This window comes from Mammaliicoccus sp. O-M54, assembly GCF_022386035.1.
Classification (GTDB): domain Bacteria; phylum Bacillota; class Bacilli; order Staphylococcales; family Staphylococcaceae; genus Mammaliicoccus; species Mammaliicoccus sciuri_A.
The window spans coordinates 1-24,751 of the sequence record NZ_JAJNJE010000010.1 but is presented as its reverse complement, the minus strand read 5'-3'; the positions used below and the strand labels follow the sequence as shown (position 1 = coordinate 24,751).

The following is a 24,751-nucleotide window of genomic DNA, read 5'->3' as shown; positions in this document are numbered from 1 at the left end:
ATAATCACTGTCTACTCATCAATAGTAATAGTAAGTTCCCGGTTGCTCTACAGTCATTAATTGCGTTATGTGATTCGCCATCGTCTAAATTGAAATGTTCTTTTAAAGTTTGAAGTTTGTGATTAGGTGTTTCTCTGATTAGTTTTCTTGAAAAAGTGAGCGTGTCAATAACTCTCAATTTCTCATATTCTATATCATTGATTTGAAGTTGGTAGAGTAAGAACTTCATATCGAATGGTGCATTATGTGCGACTATCGTTCTTCTTCTAATGATATTATATAATTCCTCTAATTTATCCTTTCCTAAACTAGGTTTATCTTCTAAAAACTCATTTGTTATACCTGTTATTTTTTCTATTCTTTTACTTATTGGTTTACTTGGTTTGAAGTATTCATTATATTCACTAATGATTTTTCCATTTTCATATTCAATAATGCCACACTGAATAATTTCGTTTTCGTTATATTTTAAACCTGTCGTTTCGAAATCTAGAACAATAAAGGAATCTGTTAATTTACGAACTTTTGTATAACTTAAATCCATTGAATTATTTGAACGAGCATAAGTTCTTCTTGGCGCACGATAGGGTGATGTATAAGATTTTTGATTTTGCATATTATCAAGAAGCGCGCGATTCTCTTCATTTAATTTATTAATTTCATTTCTTAATTGAAAATTTTCTTTAATCAATTGTTCATTTTTATGTTGAAGTGCTTTTATATCATCATTGTTAAAATGATTAATCTCTCTTTCTAGCTTTAAAGTTTTGTAAAATACTTGAATTGCATGAACTGGATCACTCGATGTAAAAGAAAAAGTTAACATTCGATTTTCACCATAATCTAAAGTTAATTTATTTGAAATAAAGTTTTCTATTGTATCTAATGAAACAACCTCTGACCATGGGATTTGAAAAGTTAAGTTTGCTTTATGCTGCACTAATATAATTTCTTGTATTGTCACAAAAATTGAACCTATTACATACTCTTTATCAATCTTTGTTGATGTTTCAGATTCAAGTAAGACTTCAACTTCAGGGAATTTAGATTGAAACAACATTTTATCCATTTTTTTAGCTTTCAATTTCATTTCACCCTTTCTAATTATATAACGCTAGTGAACAAGAGTATTTATAAAATCATGTCAGTCTTCTTTCTTTTTAATACTAAAAATTAATAAAACAAGTGGAACACTAAACAATACAGGCATTATAAAAATAAGTGGCAAAGTCATAAGAGCCATGTATAAAAATGTGCTGTCTAATGTATATTTGGACATGTGTATCATTCCTTTGAAATTGAACTTTTTTATTTTTCATGATAAATTTTTTTGTAAAATTGATTATGTATGACTTATATATATGAAGAACTAATGATTTAAAACCTCAAATCATCAATGAAATAATACTCTTTTTTGTCTTTAAATAAATAATTTTGTAAAGGGACTAAAATATCTTCGCTGATAATATAATTTTGAATTTCATTAAAGTTGACCCATTTTAATTCTACAATTTCATTGTCAGGATCATTAATAGATATTTCACCGTTGAAATTTAAACACTTAAAATAAGTTACTAAACAATGAGCGTTATCAATAGGTATGTTATTTTCAGCTATATATGCTAGTTCGTATTGATTTAACGTTAATCCTGTTTCTTCAAATACTTCTCTAATCAAAGCTTCATACAAAAACTCACCTTGCTCAACTACGCCTCCAGGTAAACTCCATAAATATTCATTATTATATTCGTTTTTAACTAATAAAATAGCATTTTCTTTAATTAAAATAGCATTTATGACTCTATAGAAATTTGTCAAATTTATCACTCCTTTAATGTTAAATATATTATAATAGAGTTGTTAAAGTATGATAATTCAATGTGATAGATAACAGATAAATTCGCTAAGATCATACGTAATATAAGATTTGGAGTTGATCACATTGTCAAATATTACAAAAATTAGGATCAGAACGATTTTGAACTATATCACTGGTATAGCATTACTTGGTTTAACGTTTTATTTACTATTTTTATTGTAACCTTGTTACGAAATATGGGCAAAACAAAGGCTAGGACTTTTTACATAAGTCCTAGCCTTTGATTTTTCTAAAATAAAAGATATTCACATTATTTTGCTTAAATGACTTATAATATAGTTATTAGAATTTGTTAATTATATAAGGAGTTGCTTATTTTATGAGAATAAATGTTTTACAACATACGCCAAATGAAGGTGTTGGATCAATAGGTGATTGGGCTAAAGAAAGAGGACATGATTTGTATATTTATCATCCGTATTTTTATAATGGTGTATTACCTTCTGCTGAAGAAACTGATTTACTAATTATTTTGGGTGGTCCAATGAGTCCGAATGATACAGATGATTGGATTTTAAAAGAAAGAGAGTTAATAAGAGAGTTATTGAAAGCTAACAAACCAATGTTTGGAGCTTGCTATGGTGCTCAACAAATAACAAAAGCAATAGGTTATACAGTGAGTAAATCACCAGTAAAAGAAGTGGGTTGGGATAAAGTTTATCTTGAAAGTGATACTATACCAGATCTACCTAAAGAATTAATGGCATTACATTGGCATGAAGAAACATTCCAAATTCCTAAAAATGCAGAATTGCTATTTTCAAGTGAGTACTTAACAAACCAAGGATTCTTATTGAAAGATAATGTTATTGGCTTACAATTTCATTTTGAACCTGGATCTTTTGATGTTAAAGAAATTGTTACGAATGACTTTTCTTATGCAGTAGATTCTGTATTGAATCAAACACCTCAAGAAATAATTGACTATGAAGTACCTAAAGAAAATAAAGATGTTATGTTTAAATTATTAGATTTTATAACAAAAAGTAAATAATATATTTATTAATATCAAATCAAAACAAAGGCTAGGACTTTTTATATAAGTCCTAGCCTTTAAATGTTTTCATGATACTTCAGTTTTCTGTGCTTTTAAGAAGAAATACACACCTACGAGTACGATGATGATACCTAGTATTTGTACGTATCCTAAGTATTCTTTCAATATAAATATTGCTAATATTGATGCGCCTATGGGTTCTAATAGCATACTCATTGATATGGTTGTTGGATTGATAATATTTAAGAGATAATTAAATATGACATGTGCTATTGTTGGGAAAATGGCCAATGATATAAATAATAGCCATTCTTTCATTGAATAGTTTACTAATGTAGCGTGCGTGATGATGTTATAAATGAGTAAAAAGACGCCTGCGAAGAAGAACACGATGATGCTATAAACCCAATGTGTGAGTTTGAGCATTGCATTCTTTCCGATCATTAGGTAACACACTATTGATATAACACTTAATAAAGATAATATATTACCAATCATTGCAGTTAAGTCAGTTATATTAAAGTCGCCCCAACTTACGATTACAACACCGATAAACGATATTAAAATTGTACTCAAAACTTTTAGTGTTATTTTTTCTTTATAAAATAAGAAACTTGCAATAATCGCAACAATAGGTTGTAAAGATAATATGACTGTTGAACTAGCAACGGTTGTTAATTTTAATGAACCAAACCATAATCCGAAATGAAGTGCTAAAAATAGACCAGCTAATACAAGATATAGAAAATCTTTAAGACTTAATTTAAAGATTTCTTTTTTATATCGATATGCAAAGGGTACTAGCAAGATGACTGCTATAAACATTCTGTTCATGCTTATTACGCTAGAAGGGGCGTTTGATAGCTTTACTAATATGGCAGCTAGCGAAATTGCAATGATTGAAATAAGTAATAACATATTTGTCTGTTTATTCATAAGCAAAACCTCAATTTAAATTATAATTTTAGATGTATGATTGGATAATCTCTTCCTTGTCCATCATGTGAAGATTCTTTATATGGTTTAAATCCATTTTTCATATAAAAGTTCAAGGCTTGTTCGTTATCTTTGTTTACGTCAACTTTTTGGATATGATCTTCTTTCAGCAAATGTTTAAGTATTTCAGTTCCAAATCCTTTTCTGAAATGTTCTGGATCTATAAATAACATTTCTAAGTTATCTTCGTTGATACCTGAAAATCCTACAGCTTCTCCATCGTAAAGCCATAAATTTGCATCTACGTATTTAAAGTAGGTTGGTATTTCTTTTTTTAATGCAATTCTGTCTTCTTCTTTTAAAAAGTGATGGGTTGCAAGTACGGAGCGTTCCCAAATTTTTAATGCAAGTGGATAATCTTTCTCTTGTAGTTCAGTTTTTAATAAGCTCATTGTTATGACTCCTAATTAGATGTGAATATTAGAATGATAGCATAAGAAGGTTAAATGCGTATAGGTTATTATGAATTTTTGATAAACTTATTAATCTTATGTTTGGTATATTTTAATAGTAAATTTTAAGGATTTTTATAGAAATAACATTCGATTCATTGTTATGAAAGTATTGGAATTTCAGTATATCTATCTATTTATTATACTAGAATGATATTTGTGGTAATTATTATATGATTGCTTTAACTTATCAGTTCTTTTTTTAATTGTTTCAATATTGATTATATGTTATTAATTAAGTTAGGTTAAAAATACTTAGTTATAAAGTGAATGCATTTATTGTATATACAATGGAGGAAGTAATGAAATTAGCGTGGTTAATTGATACAACAACTTATATTGATCAAAATATGGATGATAAAGATTTATTTGTCGTTTCTTTATCTACAATTATTAATGACAAACCTTATAAAGATTCAGAATTTGAAAGTTCAAAGTTATTTTTTGATATGTTAAAAGAAAATGGTAATGGTGCTAAAACGGCTCAACCTACACCTCAAGATTTTATAGAGACGTATGAGCAAATTCAAGAAGAAGGTTATACGCATGTTATTGCGGTTCATCCTTCTAGTAGTTTATCTGGCACATACGCATCATCGCTATCAACAGCACAATCTTTCCCTATGGAAATTCATGTAATTGATAGTGGAACAGGAAGCTTTCCTCAAAAAGAGTTGGTCGAGTATGGTAGAAAACTTTATGACGAGGACTATTCATTTGAAGAAATCGTTAATAAGTTAGAAGAAGTTAAACATACAAGTGAATTATATTTGTTGCCACGAAACTTACAACAATTAAAGAATAGTGGAAGGGTTTCGAATAGCAAATATTTATTAAGTAGCTTACTTCATATTAAATTATTATTGAAATTAGAGAATAGTACAATCGACTTAGAACTTAAGTCTAGAGGCAATAAGAAAATAGAAGCTTATTTAATCACACATATTAAAGAAATTATTGATAAAGGTGTTACAAATATTGGTGTGTTACATGCTGGAAATGAGCAAGAAGCACATGTATGGAAAGAGCGCATATTAACTTTAAATAAAGATGTTAATGTATATGTCGAACCTTTAGTTCCAGTAGCATCTGTTCATACGGGATATGGCACGATTGGAATAGGTTGGATACAAACTCAATAATGAAAACGTTTAAAAATCTGAGAATTTAATTTCTCAGGTTTTTTTATATACAAAATTCCAAAAAACTCTTGTAATTGCATAGCAAAAGTACTAATATGGATAAATCTGATTAAAATAATAAGATTAAAGGAGCGTTGAGACATGAAAAAATATCCTTTAGCGATTTGGATACTAAGCCTTGGTGCTTTTGCGATAGGTATGACTGAATTTGTAATCATGGGTTTGTTACCTAATATTGCAAGAGATCTTGATGTAACCGTATCTGATGCGGGTCAATTGATTACAGGTTATGCACTGAGTGTTGCAATTGGTGGACCGATTATAGTGTTAGCGACTTATAAATTACCTCGAAAAAATTTACTCGTCTTATTAATGGCTATTTTTATAATAGGTAACGGGATAGGTGGTATTGCACCTAATTATGGTTCGCTTATGTTAAGTAGAATTATTGCCGCTTTAGCACACGGTTCATTCTTTGGTATTGGATCAATACTAGCAGCAAGTATGGTACCGCCTCATAAAAGAGCAAGTGCAATGGCGTTAATGTTTATGGGATTAACAATGAGCAACATCATTGGTGTACCTTTTGGAACATTTGTAGGGCAAATATTTGGCTGGAAAATGACATTTATTATTATTAGTGTTCTAGGACTATTAACATTAATAGGTATTATTCGATTTGTACCTAACCAAAAAGATACACAGCCGATTTCAATTAAAAATGAATTGAGTGTATTAAAAGATGTTAAACTTTGGCTGACACTAGGTGTAACACTGTTCGGATTCAGTAGTGTATTTGCTTATTTCACGTATATTTCTCAAATATTAATCAATGTTTCGCATATAGAAGAACGTTGGATTTCATTTGTCCTTATTATATTCGGTGTTGGTGTAACATTTGGTAATATTATTGGTGGGAAATTAGCAGACTGGAATTTAAATAAAGCACTGAATACGATATTTATCGTCTTCCCAATATATATCTTTATGATGTACTTTATTCAAAACTATAGCTTGCTAATGGTTGTCGGTATTTTTGTATTTGGTTTGATTGGCTTTAGTATGAGTCCATCATTACAATTTAAAAGTATGGTCATTTCACAAGATGCACCAATGCTTGCTAGTACGATGAACCAATCAGCATTTAACATCGGTAATGCGCTTGGTGCGTTCATCGGCGGTATCGTAGTAAGTCAATTAGAAGTTAAGGATCTAGCGTTAGTTGCACCATTTTTAACACTTATAGGTCTTGTCTTCTTATTACTTGAACGATTTGTTACGCAAAGAAGAGAAAAAGAAGCAATCTAATATGATGGAAACCTAGGTGAATTGATCGCCTAGGTTTTTTGATATTATAAAGCATTTTTTATGTTTAAATTCAAAAATATCGTTATAATGAATAATGGTATAAGGAGGTCCAAACGATGAAACATTGGATTGAACAGCAGGTGTTACGTGCACCACATAAAATTGCAATTCAACAAGGTGATGTTGAATTAACTTATGAACAACTATTTAATGATTCTAAAAATAAAGCACATTACATTAAACAACTTCAATTGAAAAGAGTTGGATTATATATCAAGAATGATATTAAACATGCATCACTTATCATTGCAGCTTGGTTAGCAAATGTAGAAGTGGTTATGATTAATACGAAGTTAACACCAGTCGAAATTGAACAACAATTGGACAGTATTGGCGTTCAAACGGTCTTTACGTTTAAACCTTTAAATATCAAGCAAAATTGTATTGATATTGAGGATATTTATATAGACGACAGTAAACATGTGGATCATGATTTTACGTTTAATATGGATGATATCGCGACGATTATGTTTACTTCTGGTACAACTGGTCCTGCAAAAGCTGTTCCACAAACTTTTTCAAATCATTATTTTAGTGCAATGGGTTGTAAAGAAAGTCTTGGCTATGATGAATCAACGAGATGGTTGTCCGTCTTACCGATTTACCATATTTCAGGTTTAAGTGTGTTAATACGTAGTTTAATAGAAGGTTTTACACTTATTTTAGAATCGAAATTTGATGTAAATCGCGTAATGCATTTAATTAAAAATGAGAACATCACACATATTTCATTAGTACCTCAAACATTACAATGGTTGATGCAAGATACGTTAACACAACCATATCAATTAGAAAAAATATTATTAGGCGGCGCAAAGTTATCTGAAACGATGATTAATAAAGCGTTAGACAATCAATTACCGATTTATAATTCGTTTGGAATGACTGAAACATGCTCTCAGTTTGTGACAGCAAGTCCAGAGATGTTACGTGAAGCACCAAGTACAGTAGGGAAAGTACCTTCAAATGTTCGCCTCAAAATTTTAAATCAAAATGAAGAAGGACATGGGGAAGTCGCTGTATATGGTGGCAATGTGATGAATGGTTATTTAACAGGTAGTCAGAATTCAGAAACATTTGAAGATGGTTATTTTAAAACAGGTGATGTTGGATCAATAGATGATTCCGGTTATGTATATATTTATGATAGAAGAAAAGATTTAATCATTAGCGGTGGAGAAAATATTTATCCATTTGAAATTGAACATGTGATATTAGATCATCCGGACGTTCAAAATTGCGTTGTTGTACCAGTTGATGATGAAAAGTGGGGGCAAGTACCTGCATTAGTGTATGAAGCGGAACAGACTATCCAAGATGATACATTTAAAAATATATTCAATTCAAACTTAGCAAAGTATAAACACCCAAAATACTTTTATAAAATAAACGAAATACCAAGAACTTCAACAGGTAAACTTTCAAGATATAAAGTAAAGGCGTGGGTCATGAATGAGAAAAAATAGTTTGCATTTCTATAGATTCAAAGCACCTTTCAGAGTACCGATACGAACACCTTTAATAGAATTAAATGAGCGAGAAGTATTAATTGTAGAATGGCAAGACATGAATGGGTCTGCGTATTATGGTGAATGTAATGCGTTTAATAGTGACTGGTATCATTTCGAGACAATAAATAAAGTTGAAGAAACTCTATTAAAATGGTTTGAAAAACATGAATTTGTTGATTTTAATAGTTATCCATTATGTTGTGAATTAATAGATGAACTCAGTAAATACCCGAATGCACGTAGCGTTATGTCTATGATATTCTTTCAGAAATTCCATGAGTTAAAGCCGATTGAAGTAGCATACGGTGCAACAATTAATCAAAATATTGAACAATATTTCAAGCAATATAATGGTGAATTACCATCGAGAATTAAATTAAAATGGCATGAAGAAGTTAATCGAGATATAGATTTTTTAACAGAACATTATCCGCAAATACAAAGAGCGATTGATGCAAATGGAGTGTTGAATTATGAACATGTGTCTTTATTAAATACATTTAAAGATGAACAATTTATATATATTGAGCAGCCATTTTCTAAATTTGAGGACTATATTGAGCATGTTAATACGCTCGAGTTACCAGTATTTATTGATGAAAGTGCTCTAAATTTAGAGCGAATTATTCAATTTAATCAGCAACATCTTATCGATGGTGTTGTGATTAAACCTTCACGTGTTGGAGGGATAGATAAAGCACTTGAAATTATTGAATATTGTCACGAACATCGACTTAAATATGTCATAGGTGGAATGTATGAATTTGGGCTTAGTAGTTACTTTACTGCATACTTAGCACAGCACAGTTCTTATCCGAGTGATGTGACGCCAAGTGATTATTACTTCACGGAAGATTTCGTTGTTGATAGCGCAAAGACTGATGGTCATCTCATTAAATATGTGCCACCAATCGTTGATAAAGATAAATTAACAAAATAAAAGGGGAGCGGGACAGAAATCTAATTTGTATAAAAAGATTTCGTAGTCCCGCCCCGGCAAGGATGACTAGAGTTGAAAAAAGCTTGGTACAAGCGCATTTTCAATTCAGTCATCTACTGCCAAGATACTATAAGAGGCTAAGACATTACATTATGTCCCAGCCTCCTTTTAATAAATGTTATGAATCTTTTTTAGGTGGAACAGGGTCGTAGCCGCCTGGGTGAAATGGGTGGCATTTTAAGATACGTTTCGTACCTAACCATGTCCCTTTAATAACCCCATATTCTGAAATAGCTTCAACAGCATAGTTAGAACATGTAGGTTGGAACCTGCATGTAGGAGGTGTCAATGGGGATATATATCGTTGATAAAGGCGTATTAATTTAATAAATACTTTTTTCATAGCAATGCTCCTATTTATAATTGTTTTTTGTTAAGTTCTGGTATGGTTTAACATCAGTGGAATTGAATTTATAGAAATCTGTTGTCTGTTTCATATGGATGTTAATCGTTTCATTTTTAATTTTTCCAGTTGCTTTAATGTTAAAGGTTAACGTTTTTGGTAATGTTTTGTCTTTTTGGAATGTAAGCTTAAACTTACCACTTTTAATTTTTAAGTCGTTAATATTGCTTAATGACGCTTGATCTGCCAATGGTGATTGACTAAACCCTAGTTGATAGAGATATTCCATAACTTTACCTGTACCTTCATATGAAAGGGTATCATTTTCTAAAGTGACATCGTCTTCAATAGGTTTTAGTAAACTTTGATTAAAAGTCGTTAAATCGAACCAATCTTGTCCAATTTTTTGATAATAATCTATTTCGGCATTCTTTGCATGATAATTTAAATACTTAGATTTAGGGGAGGATTTGATTTCGTTTGAATCAATCCAAACACTTTTATTATGCACTGGAAATTGTTTTGTATTACTTTCTTGTTCGACATTAAATGCAAGTTTATCATGGTGGTTTGTTCGGCCATGTGACAGTTGTTTAAGCGTTGTTTTTTTATCTTGAAAATCAACTGTTGTCTCGTTACTAGATTTAATCGAATGTGAATCTACTTTTTTAATGTTTTTTTGAAAAGCTTCGATAGCATCGCTACTATCATCAAATTTATTTTGACCTTCTGGACTACAACTTGCTAGAATAAGAGTAATTGTTAATACTAAGGTCGTTAAGGTTAACTTTTTCAATATCTTCTACCTTCCTAATAATATGTATATACAGTTTATCATAATTGAAGAAAGAGGTCGTGTATCATGCGCTACAAAGATCCAAATGGATTGGATGTTGATTTAGCATATAAATGTCCAACAGATCAACAAAATGCGAAACATGTTCTAGGTATTCCGATTTTTAATAATGAATATGTGTTAACGCATCATAAGATAAGAGGTATTGAATTTCCTGGTGGGAAAGTTGAACCAAATGAAACGAATAAAGAGGCTGTTCAGCGTGAATTATATGAAGAAACGGGTGCGATCGCTAAAAATATAACGTTTATAGCTTCATATACTGTACATGATACAATTCCGTTTAATAAAGATGTCTATTTTATTGAAGTCGAATCTATTGATAGCAATAAAGCGTATTTCGAAACTTATGGACCCGTTATTGCTAAAGAAATCAATGATATACCTGAAGAAGAGAAGAGTTTTCTTTTAAAAGATACAGCAATATTAAAGTGCGTTGAAAGGGTGTATAAACTTGGATTTCTACAGTAAGAAAAAAATGCCAGTTTTCTTTAATCATCATCTAACTGAAGAAGTGATATATGAAGTGGATGAATTGAAAGTCAGAGGCATGTTGATGACACCAAATGAACGTGTTAATCGCATCGTTGTATATTTACGTGGTGGTAAAGGACAAGTAGGTAGAGTGAGGCCAGGTCGTATGGCGCAATTTAAAGATAAGCATACACTTGTCTTTGCACCTTATTACAGAGGTAGTAATGGTAGTGAAGGTAGAGATGAATTTTGTGGTGATGACCTTCATGATGTTATAAAAGGTATCGAAATATTAAAGTCACATTACCCAAATGTTCCTGTTCATATGATTGGATTTTCTAGAGGTGGTATTCAAGGCTTACTTACGTATCAAAAAGTGAAAGCAACGAGTTATATTATATGGGGTGGCGTTTCAGATTTACTAATGATGTACGAAGAACGAATTGATCTAAGAGGGATGTTAAAAAGAATGGTTGGACATCCTAAAAAGCTATATGAAGCATATGCACGTAGAAATGCATTGCAATCTATTCATAAAGATAGTCCGCCTATATTAATCGTTCATGGTGATGAAGATAAACAAGTCAATATTAATATGGCATATCATCTAGAAGAACATTTAAAGCAAGAAGCGGTAGATCATCAAACAATTTATTTAAGTGGAGAAGGACATGTTTTAAGACCAGAAATAGAAAAACAAACATTGTTACAAATTAAAGAATGGATGTATAAATGTGAAAAGAGCTTGGACCAATAAGGCCCAAGCTCTTTTAATATTTTATAAGCGATTATACGTAAATCCGCCTTCTTCTTGAATATGCTCAGAAGACTCACCGAATTTACTGAAGTTTTCTTTAAAGTTCTTAGCAAGTAATTTTGCTTTTTCGTCATATGCGTCAGAAGATACCCAAGTATTACGTGGATATAATATTTCTGAAGGTACACCTGGTACATGTTTCGGAATATTAAGACCAAAGATTTCATCTTTAACAAACTCTGAATTCTTAATTTCTCCACTAATTGCACGACGAATCATTGAACGTGTATGTTTCAAGTCCATTCTTGAACCTACACCGTATTCGCCACCAGTCCAACCAGTGTTTACAAGATAAACGTCTACATTATGTTCATCGATTAGTTTACCAAGTAATTCAGCGTATTCAGTCGCATGTAATGGTAAGAAAGGTGAACCGAAACATGTTGAGAATACTGGTTGAGGACTTGTTACGCCTCTTTCTGTACCTGCTAACTTAGAAGTGAAACCACTTAAGAAATGGTACATAGCTTGTGATTTATCTAATTTAGAAATAGGTGGTAATACGCCAAATGCATCTGCAGTTAAGAAGATAATTGTATTTGGGTGACCAGCTATTGATGGTGTAATAATATTATCGATAAAATCTATTGGGTATGCAGCTCTTGTATTTTCAGTTAATGTAGTGTCGTCATAATCTACTGAACCATCAGGATTTACGGTAACATTTTCTAAAACTGTTCCATAACGGATAGCATCGTAAATTTGTGGTTCTTTTTCACGGCTAAGACTTACTGTTTTAGCGTAGCAACCACCTTCGATATTGAAGACACCATTTTCATTCCAACCATGTTCATCGTCTCCGATTAATTTTCTATTAGGATCTGCAGATAAAGTTGTTTTACCTGTACCAGATAGACCAAAGAATAAAGCTACATCTTTGTTATAACCTACGTTTGCTGAACAGTGCATACTCATAATGCCTTTTTTAGGTAATAAATAGTTCATTACTGAGAATATACCTTTTTTCATTTCACCAGCGTATTCAGTACCACCAATTAATATGACACGGTGTTTGAACGAAGTAATAATGAATGTTTCAGAATTTGTGCCGTCTTTTTCTGGATCAGCTTTAAATCCTGGTGCACTAATAACAGTGAAATTAGGGCTGATATTAAGTGCTTCTTCTTTAGTTTCTGGGCGGATAAACATGTTCTGTGCAAATAAATTATGCCAAGGTAACTCATTAATAACACGTAAATCTAAACGTGATGATTCATCTGCACCTGCATATCCATTAAAGACATAAAGTTGTGATTTTTGGTTTAAGTAGTCAATAACTTGATCATATAAATTTAAAAAGTTACTTTCTGAGATAGGTTGGTTGATTGTTCCCCAATCAATATCTTGTTCAGTATCTTCCTCTTTAACGATAAATTTGTCTTTAGGAGAGCGACCTGTGTATTTACCAGTTTCCATTCTGATTGCGCCAGATTCTGTTAATACGCCTTCTCCTGCTTCTAGAATGTGATTGTACAATTCAGTTCTAGAAAGTTGCTGTAGTGTAGTGTCCTTCTTTAAAAGGTTTGAAAGTTCGATTGATTCGGTAATTGACTGTATTGCCATAAATGACGACCCCCATGTCTAATATTAATGTTGTAAGCATTTTCATGGAATTAGTATAACACATTAAAATATATAGTCTATACTAATGAGTAAATTTGTTATAAAATTTTTTTAGAAATTTGAATGTGTTTCGTTCCATTGACATATTATGAAAACTTTAGTATTATCATTTCTGACGGATTCTCTTATCCTGAGTGGTGGAGGGACATGGACCCAATGAAACCCAGCAACCTCTTTCTAATGAAAGAAAGGTGCCAAACCGTTTGCAGACCAATATTGTCTGAACGATAAGAGCGAATGGACGAGTGTGCCTTCTCTCTATATCTTTATTGAGAGAAGGCACTTTTTATTTGCGCTGAGGAAGAGACCGTACAACTTTATTTAAAGGAGATTTTTTATGTCAAAGAATAGAAGACTCTTCACATCAGAATCAGTAACAGAAGGGCATCCAGATAAAATTGCGGACCAAATTTCCGATGCGATCCTGGATGAATTATTAAAAGGCGATCCTAAAGCAAGAGTCGCTTGTGAAACAACAGTAACAACTGGTATGGCTTTAATTGCAGGTGAAATTTCTACTTCAACTTATGTAGATATCCCTAAAGTAGTTAGACAAACAGTAAAAGATATAGGATACACAAGAGCGAAGTATGGTTATGATTTCCAAACGATGGCGATTTTAACAGCTATTGATGAACAATCACCAGATATCGCACAAGGTGTAGATTGCGCATTAGAAGATAGAGATGATTTATCAGATAGAGAAATAGAATCAATTGGTGCAGGTGACCAAGGTCTAATGTTTGGTTTTGCTACAAATGAAACTGAAACATACATGCCTTTACCAGGTTATTTAGCTCATCAACTTGCGAAGAGATTAACAGATGTACGTAAAGACGGTACTTTAGAATATTTACGTCCAGATGGTAAGACACAAGTAACAGTTGAATATGACGAAAATGATAAACCAGTTAGAGTAGATACAATCGTTATTTCTTCACAACATCATGAAAAAATTGAATTAGAAAAAATTCAACAAGATATTAAAGATCATGTTATCTATCCAATCGTACCTAAAGAATTATTAGATGAAGAAACTAAATTCTTTATTAATCCAACAGGTAGATTCGTAATCGGCGGACCACAAGGAGATGCTGGATTAACAGGAAGAAAAATCATTGTAGATACATACGGTGGTTATGCAAGACATGGCGGAGGATGTTTCAGTGGTAAAGATCCTACTAAAGTAGATAGATCAGGAGCATACGCTGCAAGATATGTTGCTAAGAATATAGTAGCAAGTGGATTAGCAGATAAATGTGAAGTCCAATTAGCATATGCAATTGGTGTAGCACAACCAGTATCCATTTCAATAGATACTTTTGGTACAGGTAAAGTAGAAGAAACTGTATTAGTAGAAAAAATAAGAGAAGTATTTGATTTAAGACCAGCAGGCATTATTCAAATGTTAAACTTAAGACAACCAATCTACAAAAAGACAGCAGCATACGGTCACTTCGGTAGAACAGATGTTCAATTACCATGGGAACAATTAGATAAAGTAGATTTATTAAAAGACTTATTAAAATAAATGATGAAGCTCTGTATATAATCTTGCGGGATTTATGCAGAGTTTTTTATTTTAGGTTTGGTGGAAGTTGGATCGTTATTAGCAGTTTAGGTGAGAAGTGCAAATACTGGTGTCGTTATTAGCAGTTTTGGTTAGAAGTGCAAATACTGGGGGTGTTATTAGCAGTTTTGGTTAGAAGTGCAAATACTGAGGTTGTTGTTAGCAGTTTTGGCTAGAAGTGCAAATACTGAGGTTGTTATTAGCAGTTTTGGGTGAAAGTGCAAATACTGGGGTCGTTATTAGCAGTTTAGGCGAGAAGTGCAAATACTGGGGTCGTTATTAGCAGTTTTAGCTAGAAATGCAAATACTGGTACCGTTAATTACACTTCTGAGTAGTTTTGTAATTAAGGCCGTCCATAGTAACACTTCAGGCGACTTTTGTAATTATAGCTGCCCATAGTAACACTTCGACCTAGTTTTGTAACCATGGCTATCCTTAGTAACACTTCGGGTGAGTTTTGTAATTAAGGCACCTGTTATGAACAAGTTTGGAGGAAAGTGTTCACAACACCCACGTTACGAACAAGTTTGGGAGAAAGTGTTCACAACGCCCCCGTTATAAACAAGTTTGGGCGAAAGTGTTCACAACATCTCCGTTACAAACAAGTTTAAGTCAAGTTGTTCATAATGAACTGAATTTTTATAAAATATTTACTATTTAAGTGTGGTTTAACTACTCAAATGTATGAAGTATAAGAAATTACGTTATATTATCAATATATTTCATGATATATACTGAATTTATTTGTAATTTTTAATATAATGGAATTAATACATATGAAAGGGAGCGATCTACAATTATGAGTCAATTAGAACCGATTCATTATGGATTAATCGCAGCGATCGTTATTGCGATACTATTTATTATATTATTCTTTGTTTCATTAAAACAGAAACAAAAATCTTTGAATAAGATTCAAGAAGCTCATAAAAAAGAAAATGAGACGCTTAAATCTGAACATAAAGAAAAGTTAGATCATGAAAGAGTGGAAAATAAAAAGGTTCTAACGAAACAAGAAGAAACTCATCAAGAAGCAATTTCACAAAAAGAAAGAGAAATTGACTCATTAAAGTTATTTTCTAAGAATGAAGGGGAATATATAACTGATAGACATTTATTAGAGTTGAGAGACCAACTTGTTAACGAACGTAGAATTAGACCTGAAGATATGCATATTATGGCAAATATCTTCTTACCTAAAGATCCATTAGGTAAAGTTCGACAAATTGATCATTTAGTCTTAACAAGAACAGGTATATACGTAATTGACTCTAATTTAGTAAGTGGTCATATCTATCACGGTATTACAGAACAGCAGTTTAGTGATTTTCCAGTATTAGGACAAGTCTTTGAAACATTGGATTTAAACCCAAACAAAGAACAAACGTTATTACTTGAAAAACAATCAAATAATAAAACTGCAGCATTCCATTCATATACTGACGAAGTTAAAGAAGTTGATAATACAACTGAAGAATTACAAAGACAGTTAGAACTTAAATATACACCGACACCAATTATTTACTTCCATCCAAATGAAGTAAGTGAAGCAACTATCAGTAATTATTCTCAAGACCCTAACATTAAAGTGTTAGTTGGTGAAAAACAACTTCAACACTTCTTTAATAAATTTGTTTTCCATGGTAGATTCCAATACAGTGTGGAAGACCTTGAGAGAATTATGGATGAAATTGAAAAGTTTAACCCGTAATAACTAAGCGCTGCATTTTATGTAGCGCTATTTTTATACTAAAAAAGGTGGTTATAAGTATGGTAAAAGAAAATTTTGAAGTTAAAAATCCTGCAACTGGTGAAGTAATCGAAACGATTAAGAACAATACGGAAGAAGATATTAACAACAAGATTGAACAGGCACACGATGCTTTTCAAACATACAAAAAGAAACCGGCTCATGAACGTAGTGCATTGTTATATAAATGGTATGAATTGATTCTTGAAAATAAAGAAGAAATTGCTTTAATTATGACAAAAGAAAGTGGAAAACCATTAAAAGAAGCTTTAGGCGAAGTTAAATATGCGACAGATTATATATTATGGTTTGCAGAAGAAGCAAAACGTACTTATGGAAGAACCATTCCAGAACATGTTGATAACAAACGACTTATCGTTACACGTGCACCTGTTGGCGTTGTAGCAAGTATTACACCTTGGAACTTCCCAGCAGCTATGATGACTAGAAAAGCAGCACCAGCATTAGCAGCAGGGTGTACGTTTATATGTAAGCCAGCACAAGATACACCTCTTACAACTATGAAATTAGTTGATCTTGCACATGAAGCAGGGTTTGATCAAAGTGTTATCCAATATGTAAATGGTTCAGGTAAAGACGTCGGTGCAATTTTCACAAAGCATCCTTTAATTTCAAAAATAACTTATACAGGTTCAACACCTGTAGGTAAGCAATTAATGGAACAATCTAGTTCGACATTGAAGAAAGTAACACTTGAATTAGGCGGTCATGCACCATTGATTGTTCACGAAGATGCAGATTTAGATAAAGCAGTTCAAGGAACAATTGCTTCTAAATTTAGAAATGCAGGACAAACATGTGTATGCGCAAATAGAATTTACGTTCATGAATCTATTAAAGAGGCATTTGAAGATGCACTTAGAGGAGAAGTTAGTAAATTAAAAGTAGGCGATGGTCAGGATGAATCAACAGATATAGGTCCTGTTATTAATGCAGATGGTTTTGAAAAAATTAAATCTCATATTGAAGATGCTACAAGTAAAGGCGCTCGCGTGATTACTGGAGGAGATAGTTATAAGGATGGTGGTTATTTTATTACACCAACTGTTCTATCTGACGTTTCAGACGATATGAAAATCATGGTTGAAGAAACATTTGGACCAGTAGCACCAATTCAAACTTATAAAGATTTAGATGAAGTTATCATAAAAGCAAACGATACACCATTTGGTTTGGCAGCATATTTCTTTACTGAAAACTATAGTAATGGTATAAAGTTGTATGAGAACTTAGATTATGGAGTAATTGGTTGGAACGATGGCGGACCAAGTGCAGCTCATATTCCATTCGGTGGAATGAAGGAAAGTGGATTTGGTAGAGAAGGTGGTTCAGAAGGTATTGAACCATATTTAGAAACTAAAGTTGTTTCAATTTTAATTTAAGTATCGTCTAAAATTAGGAGGCAGTAAAATGACACAGAAAATAATTGAGTTTTACAATGGCAATTCTATACCAGCTTTAGGATTAGGAACATTTAGAGTAGAAAATAATGACGAATGTAGAGAAGCCGTTAAACACGCTATTATAAGTGGTTATAGACATATAGATACAGCTCAAACTTATCACAACGAAGAAAAAGTTGGACAAGGTATCAAAGAAGGATTAGAAGCAACAGGATTAAATAGAGAAGATTTATTTATTACAACTAAACTTTGGATGACAGATTATGGTAGAGAGAATGTTCAATCAGCATATGAAGCATCTTTAGAAAGATTAGGCTTAGATTATGTAGATCTATATTTAATTCATTGGCCTGGCCAAGATAAAGACCTTATCACAGAAACATGGAAAGCTATGGAAGACTTATATAATGAAGGCAAAATTAAAAACATAGGTGTAAGTAACTTCCACGTACATCATTTAGAATCATTATTACAAGAAGCTTCTATTAAACCAGTTATTAATCAAATAGAATGTCACCCATACTTAACTCAAAAAGAATTAAGAACTTATTTAGAAGCGCAAAAAATTGTTGCACAATCATGGTCTCCTTTAATGAATGGACAAATATTGGAAGATGAAGTTGTAAAAGAAATTGCAAATGAATTAGGTAAAACACCAGCTCAAGTTATTATAAGATGGAATATTGATGAAAATATTGTTGTTATTCCTAAATCAGTAACACCATCAAGAATTGAAGAAAACTTAAACGTATTTGATTTTGAGTTATCAGAAGATCAACTTTCAAGATTAAATGCTTTAAATAAAGATGAAAGAATCGGACCAGACCCAGAAGTCTTTACTGGTCAATAATTCATAAAAAGCCAACGAATCATAGAGGTTCGTTGGCTTTTTTGATTTTTAAGAATAAATATTTTGATTAATAAAAAGTTTGATAAATAAATATTTTCGTTTTAGAAAATGCCAATTTTTTGAATGTTAAGTATGTAATAATTTCGAATTTACAAAATAAGTATATTAATATCTTATATTTTTTGTTACTATTATAATAATTATTATTATATCCAAAATATGAGAGGAAGTATTTAATGTTTAAAAATAACAGGTATTCTATTCGTAAATTTTCTGTTGGAACTGGGTCAGTAATCATCGGTGCTATGCTTTATTTGAGCACACCAAATATCGTAAATGCAGAAGAATCAAATGTATTAAAAGAGGAAAGTCAGAGTACAGAATCGACTACAAATGCAGATTCAAATACGAATATAGAAACATCAAATGAAACTAACGAAACAAATACTAAAGAAGAAACAGCGCAAGAGTTAACTCAGAAAACATCTACTGAAAATCCAACAACAGAAAATGATACAGCAGAAACAAATACTTCAGAAGAAAATGCTAAAGAAGATAAAGAGGAACAAAGCGACTTTACAATTGATCCAATAAACGATCAAACTGTGAAATCAAATGAAGCTATTAATCCTATAAAGATAAATGTAGAAGGTTCTGAGAACAATACGAATCAAGTACAAGGATTACCAGATGGACTTACATATGATTCAAGCACAGATACAATAACAGGAAATCCTACTACTGTAGGCAACTATACCATAACAGTAATTTCGAAAAATGATTCAGGCGTTCAAAAAGAGACTACTTTTACCATTAATGTAGAAGAAGCGGAAGAACCATCAACAGAAGAACCACAAACGAATAAAGATTCGAAATCAACTGAAGAAAACACGACTGAAGAGCCGACATCAGATGAACAAAAATCAAAAGAAAATTCAACAAATGAAGATTCTAAAGAAGATAACAAAGATACAATAGAGGAACCAAAATCAACTGAAGAAGATTCATCGGAAGAACCAACAAATGATAAAGACTCAAAAACAGATCTATCTAAAACTGATGACAAGAACTCAACAAAAGATAAAACAAAATCAGATGAAAATTCAACAAATGAAGATTCTAAAGAAGATAACAAAGATACAACAGAAGAACCAAAATCAAATGAAGAAGAGACTTTAGAGGAACCAACAAAAGAAGAACCATTAGATAATAATAGTGAACAACCAGATACTGCTAACAATGATTTATCTACAAGCGACTCTGAAAATGATAATAATATAGACACAAATGTTGATGCTACAGACTTAAAAACGACTAAGCCATTAACAGACAAAGAAAAAGAAGATATAGACCAAAAATCAAAAAATAAAAGTAAGACTGATAAAAATTTAAAAGCTTTAAGTGCATCTTCATCAAAAATGGAGAAAGAAGCAACAAAAGCTGATGGTAGTCCATTAGGTGGAGATGATGTAAATAGCAAGATTAAATCTAGTAATGTTAAGTTTGAAGAGGGTACATGGAAAAAAGGTGCTGCTTTTGAAATAGGTTTTGATATATCTATTCCGAATGACGTAAAAAGAAATGATTATTTTACTGTACATATACCTAAAGAAATAAATCCTACATCTGCAGATAGAGATAATGGCATACTATTAGGAAATGATGCAAATAGTATTTATGCAAAAGGTACTTATAATCGTGCCGATAATTCATTTACATTCAAGTTTACTGATAATATAGAAAAATATAAAAACACTAGTGCACACGTTGATTTCTTAGGGTTAATCAATTTTAAAGAAGCAACCAAAACAGATAACTATAACTTGAATTTAAAAATTGGTGATTCAGAATATAATGCTACAAGAAAAATAGAATATTCAACTGATGCACGAAATTTAGATTTATATCAAGATTCTAGTGTTCAAGAAAAAGTAGATGATCATAATCCATATAACACAACATATACAGTAAACGGAAAAGCTAGGACTTTAAATAATGCCAAGGTTAAAATAACTCCATTTATGGGCAGTGAAAAAAATCCAGATGTCATTAGCCAATTTAATAAAGATATTACTAAAGTTCAAATTTTGAAAGTTACTGATAGGAATACATTGAATCAAAGTGGAAGTGATAAGAATGTCACTTATGTTGATGTATCATCTTCACATAATATAATCTTTAATAGTGACGGCACTATAAGTATAGATCTAGGAAATACGAATAGCACATATATAATCGTAGTGAATTCTGAAACAAGTAAACCATTTGTTCCTGAAACTTTTATTGAAAGTACAATACAATTAAGTGCAAGCAATATTGCTTCTGGAAGTAGCCAATCTAAAATAGGAAAAAGTAAACCATCAAGTAATAACTCATCAGGTGTAATTGTTGATGACACGACACCACCCGTTGTTGATAAAGTTGATAATCAAACAACAGAAGTAAATTCGGCAATAGATCCGATTGTTATTAATGCGAATGATAATAGTGGTGAAAAAGTTCGAAATGACGTATTCGGTTTACCAGATGGTGTTACATATAATTCAGAAACGAATACAATCTCAGGTACACCTACAAAAGCAGGAACATATGAAGTAACTGTTATTTCGTCAGATAAAGTATATAACGAAACAGAAACGACATTTACAATTACAGTAGAAGATACAACAGCACCAACTGTGGATCCAATTGAAAATCAAACAACTGAAGTGAACACACCAATTACCGATGTTACTTTAAATGGCAAAGACAACAGTGGAAATCCAGTGACTCATAATGTAACTGGTTTACCAGACGGTGTGACTTATAATGAAGAAACAAATACAATTTCAGGTACACCAACAAAAGCTGGAAACTATAATGTGACTGTTATAACGAGTGATGAAGCAGGCAACGAAACAGAAACAACATTTACAATCACAGTAGAAGATACGACAGCACCTACAATAGATCCAGTAGATAACCAAACAACAGAAGTAAATACACCAATAACAGATATTAAATTAACTGGTAAAGATAATAGTGGAGATCCAGTGAGACATGATGTGACGGGACTACCAGATGGTGTAACTTATAATGAAGCAACACAAACAATATCAGGTACACCTACAACTCCAGGAAATTATGAAATTACAATAGTAACAAGAGATGATGCGGGGAATTCTGCAGAAACAATATTCACAATTACAGTGGAAGACACATTACCACCAACAGTGGATCCTGTAGAAGATCAAACAACGGAAGTAAATACACCAATCGAGGACATTACACTTAATGGTAAAGATAATAGTGGCCAACCAGTCACACATGAAGTATCAGGACTACCTGAAGGTGTGACATATGATCCAGAAACGAATACCATTTCAGGTACACCAACAACTGTAGGTAATTATGATATAACAGTAGTTTCAACAGATGAGTCAGGTAATACGACAGAAACGACTTTCACGATTACAGTAGAGGATACTATTCCACCAACAGTAGATCCTGTAGAAGATCAAACAACAGAAGTAAACACACCGATAACTGATATTACATTAAGTGGAGAAGATAACAGTGGTCAACCAGTATCTCATATTGTAAGCGGCCTACCAGAAGGCGTCGTGTATGATGAAGTTTCAAAAACAATTTCAGGCACACCAACCAAAACTGGTGATTATAATATTACTGTTGTAACAAGAGATGAAGCGGGTAATGAAACAAAGTCAACATTTACGATAACTGTAGAAGATACAACAGCACCTGATGTTGATCCGGTGGATGATCAAACAACAGAAGTGAACTCACCAATTACTAGTATCGAGTTAAATGGTAAAGATAACAGTGGTCAACCTGTTACGCATGAAATAAGTGGCTTACCAGAAGGTGTAACATATGATCCAGAAACAAATACCATTTCAGGCGCACCAACAACGGTAGGCAGTTACGAGGTAACAGTAATTTCAACAGATGAATCAGGTAATACAACAGAAACTACATTCACGATTACAGTAGAAGACACGACAGCACCTGAAGTGGATCCGGTTGAAGATCAAACAATAGAAGTTAATACACCAATTACAAATATTGAATTGAATGGCAAAGATAACAGTGGAAAACCAGTGACACATGAAGTATCAGGACTACCCGAAGGTGTGACATATGATCCTGAGACAAATACAATTTCAGGTACACCAACAACAGTAGGTAGCTATGATGTAACAGTAGTTACCACAGACGAATCTGGTAATAAAACAGAAACGACATTCACAATAACAGTTGAAGACACAACAGCACCAGTTGTTGACCCTGTAGAAGATCAAACAACAGAAGTAAATACGCCAATCAAAGATGTAACGTTGAATGTTAAAGATAACAGTGACCAACCAGTCACGCATGAAGTATCAGGTCTACCAGAAGGCGTGACATATGATTCTGAGACAAACACAATCTCTGGCACACCAACAACGGTAGGAAGTTATGACGTAACAGTTGTGACAACAGATGAATCAGGAAACAAAACAGAAACGACATTCACGATTACAGTAGAAGACACAACAGCACCTGAGGTTGACCCTGTAGAAGATCAAACAACAGAAGTAAATACGCCAATCAAAGATGTAACATTGAATGGTAAAGATAACAGTGACCAACCAGTGACACATGAAGTGTCAGGATTACCTGAAGGTGTAACATATGATTCAGAAACGAATACAATCTCAGGTACACCAACAACTGTAGGCAGTTACGACGTAACAGTTGTGACAACAGATGAATCAGGAAACAAAACAGAAACAACATTCACAATTACCGTTGAAGATACAACATCACCTGATGTTGACCCAGTAGAAGACCAAACAACAGAAGTAAACACACCAATTACTAGTATCGAGTTAAATGGTAAAGATAACAGTGGAAAACCAGTGACACATGAAGTATCAGGGCTACCTGAAGGTGTAACATATGATTCAGAAACGAATACAATCACAGGTACACCAACAACTGTAGGCAGTTACGACGTAACAGTAGTTACAACAGATGAATCTGGTAATACAACAGAAACGACATTCACGATTACAGTAGAAGACACAACAGCACCTGATGTTGATCCGGTGGATGACCAAACAACAGAAGTGAATACACCAATAGAGGATATAACACTTAACGGTAAAGATAACAGTGGAAAACCAGTGACACATGAAGTATCAGGACTACCAGAAGGCGTGACATATGATCCAGAGACAAACACAATCTCAGGCACACCAACAATAGTAGGCAGTTACGACGTAACGGTTGTTTCAACAGATGAGTCAGGAAACAAAACAGAAACAACATTCACAATTACTGTTGAAGATACAACATCACCTGATGTTGACCCAGTAGAAGACCAAACAACAGAAGTGAATACACCAATTGAAGATGTGAAGTTGAATGGCAAAGATAATAGTGGAAAACCAGTGACACATGAAGTATCAGGATTACCAGAAGGCGTGACATATGATTCTGAAACAAATACAATCTCAGGCACACCAACAACAGTAGGTAGCTATGATGTAACAGTAGTTACAACAGACGAATCAGGCAACAAAACAGAAACAACATTCACAATAACAGTTGAAGATACATTGCCACCAACGGTAGATTCTATTGAAGACCAAACAACAGAAGTAAACACACCAATCAAAGATATAACATTGAATGGTCAAGATAATAGTGGAAA

Annotated in this window: 19 protein-coding genes and 1 riboswitch; of the genes, 12 read left to right on the top strand and 7 right to left on the bottom strand. The window is 32.5% G+C overall.

The features are described from left to right. Positions 1 to 4 precede the first annotated feature (4 nt). Complete coding sequence (locus LQ673_RS13315) at positions 5 to 1,084, bottom strand: 3'-5' exonuclease (RefSeq protein WP_191836397.1); 1,080 nt, start codon at positions 1,082 to 1,084, stop codon at positions 5 to 7. Positions 1,085 to 1,377: 293 nt separating this feature from the next. Then, positions 1,378 to 1,818 carry an NUDIX domain-containing protein gene (locus tag LQ673_RS13310; RefSeq protein ID WP_051575450.1) on the bottom strand — a complete coding sequence of 147 codons (441 nt, stop codon included), beginning with the start codon at positions 1,816 to 1,818 and terminating at the stop codon, positions 1,378 to 1,380. Between the two features lie 380 nt (positions 1,819 to 2,198). Here LQ673_RS13310 and LQ673_RS13305 point away from each other — a divergent pair, with 380 nt between their 5' ends. Continuing rightward, a complete protein-coding gene (locus tag LQ673_RS13305; RefSeq protein ID WP_191836396.1) occupies positions 2,199 to 2,873 on the top strand; it encodes a type 1 glutamine amidotransferase in 675 nt (224 codons plus the stop codon). Positions 2,874 to 2,942: 69 nt separating this feature from the next. On the opposite strand, the gene LQ673_RS13300 is transcribed toward LQ673_RS13305, so the two are convergent. Together LQ673_RS13300 and LQ673_RS13295 are read right to left on the bottom strand one after the other, a co-directional pair. Further along, positions 2,943 to 3,812 carry a DMT family transporter gene (locus LQ673_RS13300; RefSeq protein ID WP_196308298.1) on the bottom strand — a complete coding sequence of 290 codons (870 nt, stop codon included), beginning with the start codon at positions 3,810 to 3,812 and terminating at the stop codon, positions 2,943 to 2,945. A gap of 20 nt (positions 3,813 to 3,832) precedes the next feature. Further along, positions 3,833 to 4,264: a GNAT family N-acetyltransferase gene (locus LQ673_RS13295; protein WP_126477955.1), complete on the bottom strand. Its 432-nt coding sequence runs from the start codon at positions 4,262 to 4,264 to the stop codon at positions 3,833 to 3,835. Positions 4,265 to 4,626: 362 nt separating this feature from the next. On the opposite strand from LQ673_RS13295, the gene LQ673_RS13290 reads away from it, so the two are divergent. The 4 genes from LQ673_RS13290 (at position 4,627) to menC (ending at position 9,285) form a co-directional block, all read left to right on the top strand. After that, on the top strand, positions 4,627 to 5,466 hold the full coding sequence (locus tag LQ673_RS13290; protein WP_126477956.1) for a DegV family protein: 840 nt from the start codon (positions 4,627 to 4,629) through the stop codon (positions 5,464 to 5,466). Positions 5,467 to 5,607: 141 nt separating this feature from the next. Beyond that, on the top strand, positions 5,608 to 6,774 hold the full coding sequence (locus LQ673_RS13285) for an MFS transporter (RefSeq protein ID WP_191836731.1): 1,167 nt from the start codon (positions 5,608 to 5,610) through the stop codon (positions 6,772 to 6,774). A 116-nt stretch (positions 6,775 to 6,890) separates the two neighbouring features. After that, positions 6,891 to 8,300 carry an o-succinylbenzoate--CoA ligase gene (gene menE, locus LQ673_RS13280; protein WP_191836732.1) on the top strand — a complete coding sequence of 470 codons (1,410 nt, stop codon included), beginning with the start codon at positions 6,891 to 6,893 and terminating at the stop codon, positions 8,298 to 8,300. Beyond that, the gene (gene menC, locus LQ673_RS13275) at positions 8,287 to 9,285 is read left to right on the top strand and encodes an o-succinylbenzoate synthase (RefSeq protein ID WP_191836733.1); all 999 of its coding nucleotides are present in this window, start codon (positions 8,287 to 8,289) and stop codon (positions 9,283 to 9,285) included. Before menE ends, menC begins: the two co-directional genes overlap by 14 nt. Before the next feature lie 178 nt (positions 9,286 to 9,463). Here menC and yidD read toward each other — a convergent pair whose 3' ends face one another. Both yidD and LQ673_RS13265 read right to left on the bottom strand, forming a co-directional pair. Further along, positions 9,464 to 9,688 carry a membrane protein insertion efficiency factor YidD gene (gene yidD, locus LQ673_RS13270; RefSeq protein WP_025905546.1) on the bottom strand — a complete coding sequence of 75 codons (225 nt, stop codon included), beginning with the start codon at positions 9,686 to 9,688 and terminating at the stop codon, positions 9,464 to 9,466. Between the two features lie 10 nt (positions 9,689 to 9,698). After that, positions 9,699 to 10,484: a hypothetical protein gene (locus LQ673_RS13265; RefSeq protein ID WP_025905545.1), complete on the bottom strand. Its 786-nt coding sequence runs from the start codon at positions 10,482 to 10,484 to the stop codon at positions 9,699 to 9,701. 66 nt (positions 10,485 to 10,550) lie between these two features. Between LQ673_RS13265 and ytkD the strand changes: the two genes are divergently transcribed. Together ytkD and LQ673_RS13255 are read left to right on the top strand one after the other, a co-directional pair. Then, positions 10,551 to 11,015 carry an RNA deprotection pyrophosphohydrolase gene (gene ytkD, locus LQ673_RS13260; protein ID WP_191836734.1) on the top strand — a complete coding sequence of 155 codons (465 nt, stop codon included), beginning with the start codon at positions 10,551 to 10,553 and terminating at the stop codon, positions 11,013 to 11,015. After that, a complete protein-coding gene (locus LQ673_RS13255; protein ID WP_239705168.1) occupies positions 10,999 to 11,775 on the top strand; it encodes an alpha/beta hydrolase family protein in 777 nt (258 codons plus the stop codon). The genes ytkD and LQ673_RS13255 overlap by 17 nt, the downstream gene beginning before the upstream one ends. Before the next feature lie 21 nt (positions 11,776 to 11,796). Here the strand turns inward: LQ673_RS13255 and pckA are convergent, their stop codons facing one another. Beyond that, positions 11,797 to 13,398, bottom strand: a complete 1,602-nt coding sequence (gene pckA / locus LQ673_RS13250; RefSeq protein ID WP_126477961.1) for a phosphoenolpyruvate carboxykinase (ATP) — start codon at positions 13,396 to 13,398, stop codon at positions 11,797 to 11,799. A gap of 182 nt (positions 13,399 to 13,580) precedes the next feature. Continuing rightward, positions 13,581 to 13,692: riboswitch (SAM riboswitch) on the top strand. A gap of 103 nt (positions 13,693 to 13,795) precedes the next feature. Here pckA and metK point away from each other — a divergent pair. From metK to LQ673_RS13225, 5 genes are all read left to right on the top strand, one after another. Continuing rightward, positions 13,796 to 14,989: a methionine adenosyltransferase gene (metK, locus tag LQ673_RS13245; protein WP_025905541.1), complete on the top strand. Its 1,194-nt coding sequence runs from the start codon at positions 13,796 to 13,798 to the stop codon at positions 14,987 to 14,989. Between the two features lie 839 nt (positions 14,990 to 15,828). Next, on the top strand, positions 15,829 to 16,740 hold the full coding sequence (locus LQ673_RS13240; protein WP_037589699.1) for a nuclease-related domain-containing protein: 912 nt from the start codon (positions 15,829 to 15,831) through the stop codon (positions 16,738 to 16,740). A gap of 59 nt (positions 16,741 to 16,799) precedes the next feature. Next, the gene (locus LQ673_RS13235) at positions 16,800 to 18,182 is read left to right on the top strand and encodes an NAD-dependent succinate-semialdehyde dehydrogenase (protein ID WP_191836737.1); all 1,383 of its coding nucleotides are present in this window, start codon (positions 16,800 to 16,802) and stop codon (positions 18,180 to 18,182) included. A 28-nt stretch (positions 18,183 to 18,210) separates the two neighbouring features. Beyond that, on the top strand, positions 18,211 to 19,053 hold the full coding sequence (locus LQ673_RS13230; protein ID WP_037589697.1) for an aldo/keto reductase: 843 nt from the start codon (positions 18,211 to 18,213) through the stop codon (positions 19,051 to 19,053). 236 nt (positions 19,054 to 19,289) lie between these two features. Continuing rightward, positions 19,290 to 24,751: putative Ig domain-containing protein (locus tag LQ673_RS13225; RefSeq protein WP_239745083.1), on the top strand; the 5,462-nt coding region annotated here is incomplete at its 3' end.

Excerpts from the sequence above, each read along its gene's own strand:
- LQ673_RS13230 (WP_037589697.1), top strand. The coding sequence starts at position 18,211 with ATGACACAGAAAATAATTGAGTTTTACAATGGCAATTCTATACCAGCT.
- pckA (WP_126477961.1), bottom strand. The coding sequence starts at position 13,398 with ATGGCAATACAGTCAATTACCGAATCAATCGAACTTTCAAACCTTTTA.
- LQ673_RS13295 (WP_126477955.1), bottom strand. The coding sequence starts at position 4,264 with ATGAGCTTATTAAAAACTGAACTACAAGAGAAAGATTATCCACTTGCA.
- LQ673_RS13290 (WP_126477956.1), top strand. The coding sequence starts at position 4,627 with ATGAAATTAGCGTGGTTAATTGATACAACAACTTATATTGATCAAAAT.
- menC (WP_191836733.1), top strand. The coding sequence starts at position 8,287 with ATGAGAAAAAATAGTTTGCATTTCTATAGATTCAAAGCACCTTTCAGA.
- yidD (WP_025905546.1), bottom strand. The coding sequence starts at position 9,688 with ATGAAAAAAGTATTTATTAAATTAATACGCCTTTATCAACGATATATA.
- LQ673_RS13235 (WP_191836737.1), top strand. The coding sequence starts at position 16,800 with ATGGTAAAAGAAAATTTTGAAGTTAAAAATCCTGCAACTGGTGAAGTA.
- LQ673_RS13305 (WP_191836396.1), top strand. The coding sequence starts at position 2,199 with ATGAGAATAAATGTTTTACAACATACGCCAAATGAAGGTGTTGGATCA.
- LQ673_RS13240 (WP_037589699.1), top strand. The coding sequence starts at position 15,829 with ATGAGTCAATTAGAACCGATTCATTATGGATTAATCGCAGCGATCGTT.
- menE (WP_191836732.1), top strand. The coding sequence starts at position 6,891 with ATGAAACATTGGATTGAACAGCAGGTGTTACGTGCACCACATAAAATT.
- LQ673_RS13285 (WP_191836731.1), top strand. The coding sequence starts at position 5,608 with ATGAAAAAATATCCTTTAGCGATTTGGATACTAAGCCTTGGTGCTTTT.
- metK (WP_025905541.1), top strand. The coding sequence starts at position 13,796 with ATGTCAAAGAATAGAAGACTCTTCACATCAGAATCAGTAACAGAAGGG.
- ytkD (WP_191836734.1), top strand. The coding sequence starts at position 10,551 with ATGCGCTACAAAGATCCAAATGGATTGGATGTTGATTTAGCATATAAA.
- LQ673_RS13300 (WP_196308298.1), bottom strand. The coding sequence starts at position 3,812 with ATGAATAAACAGACAAATATGTTATTACTTATTTCAATCATTGCAATT.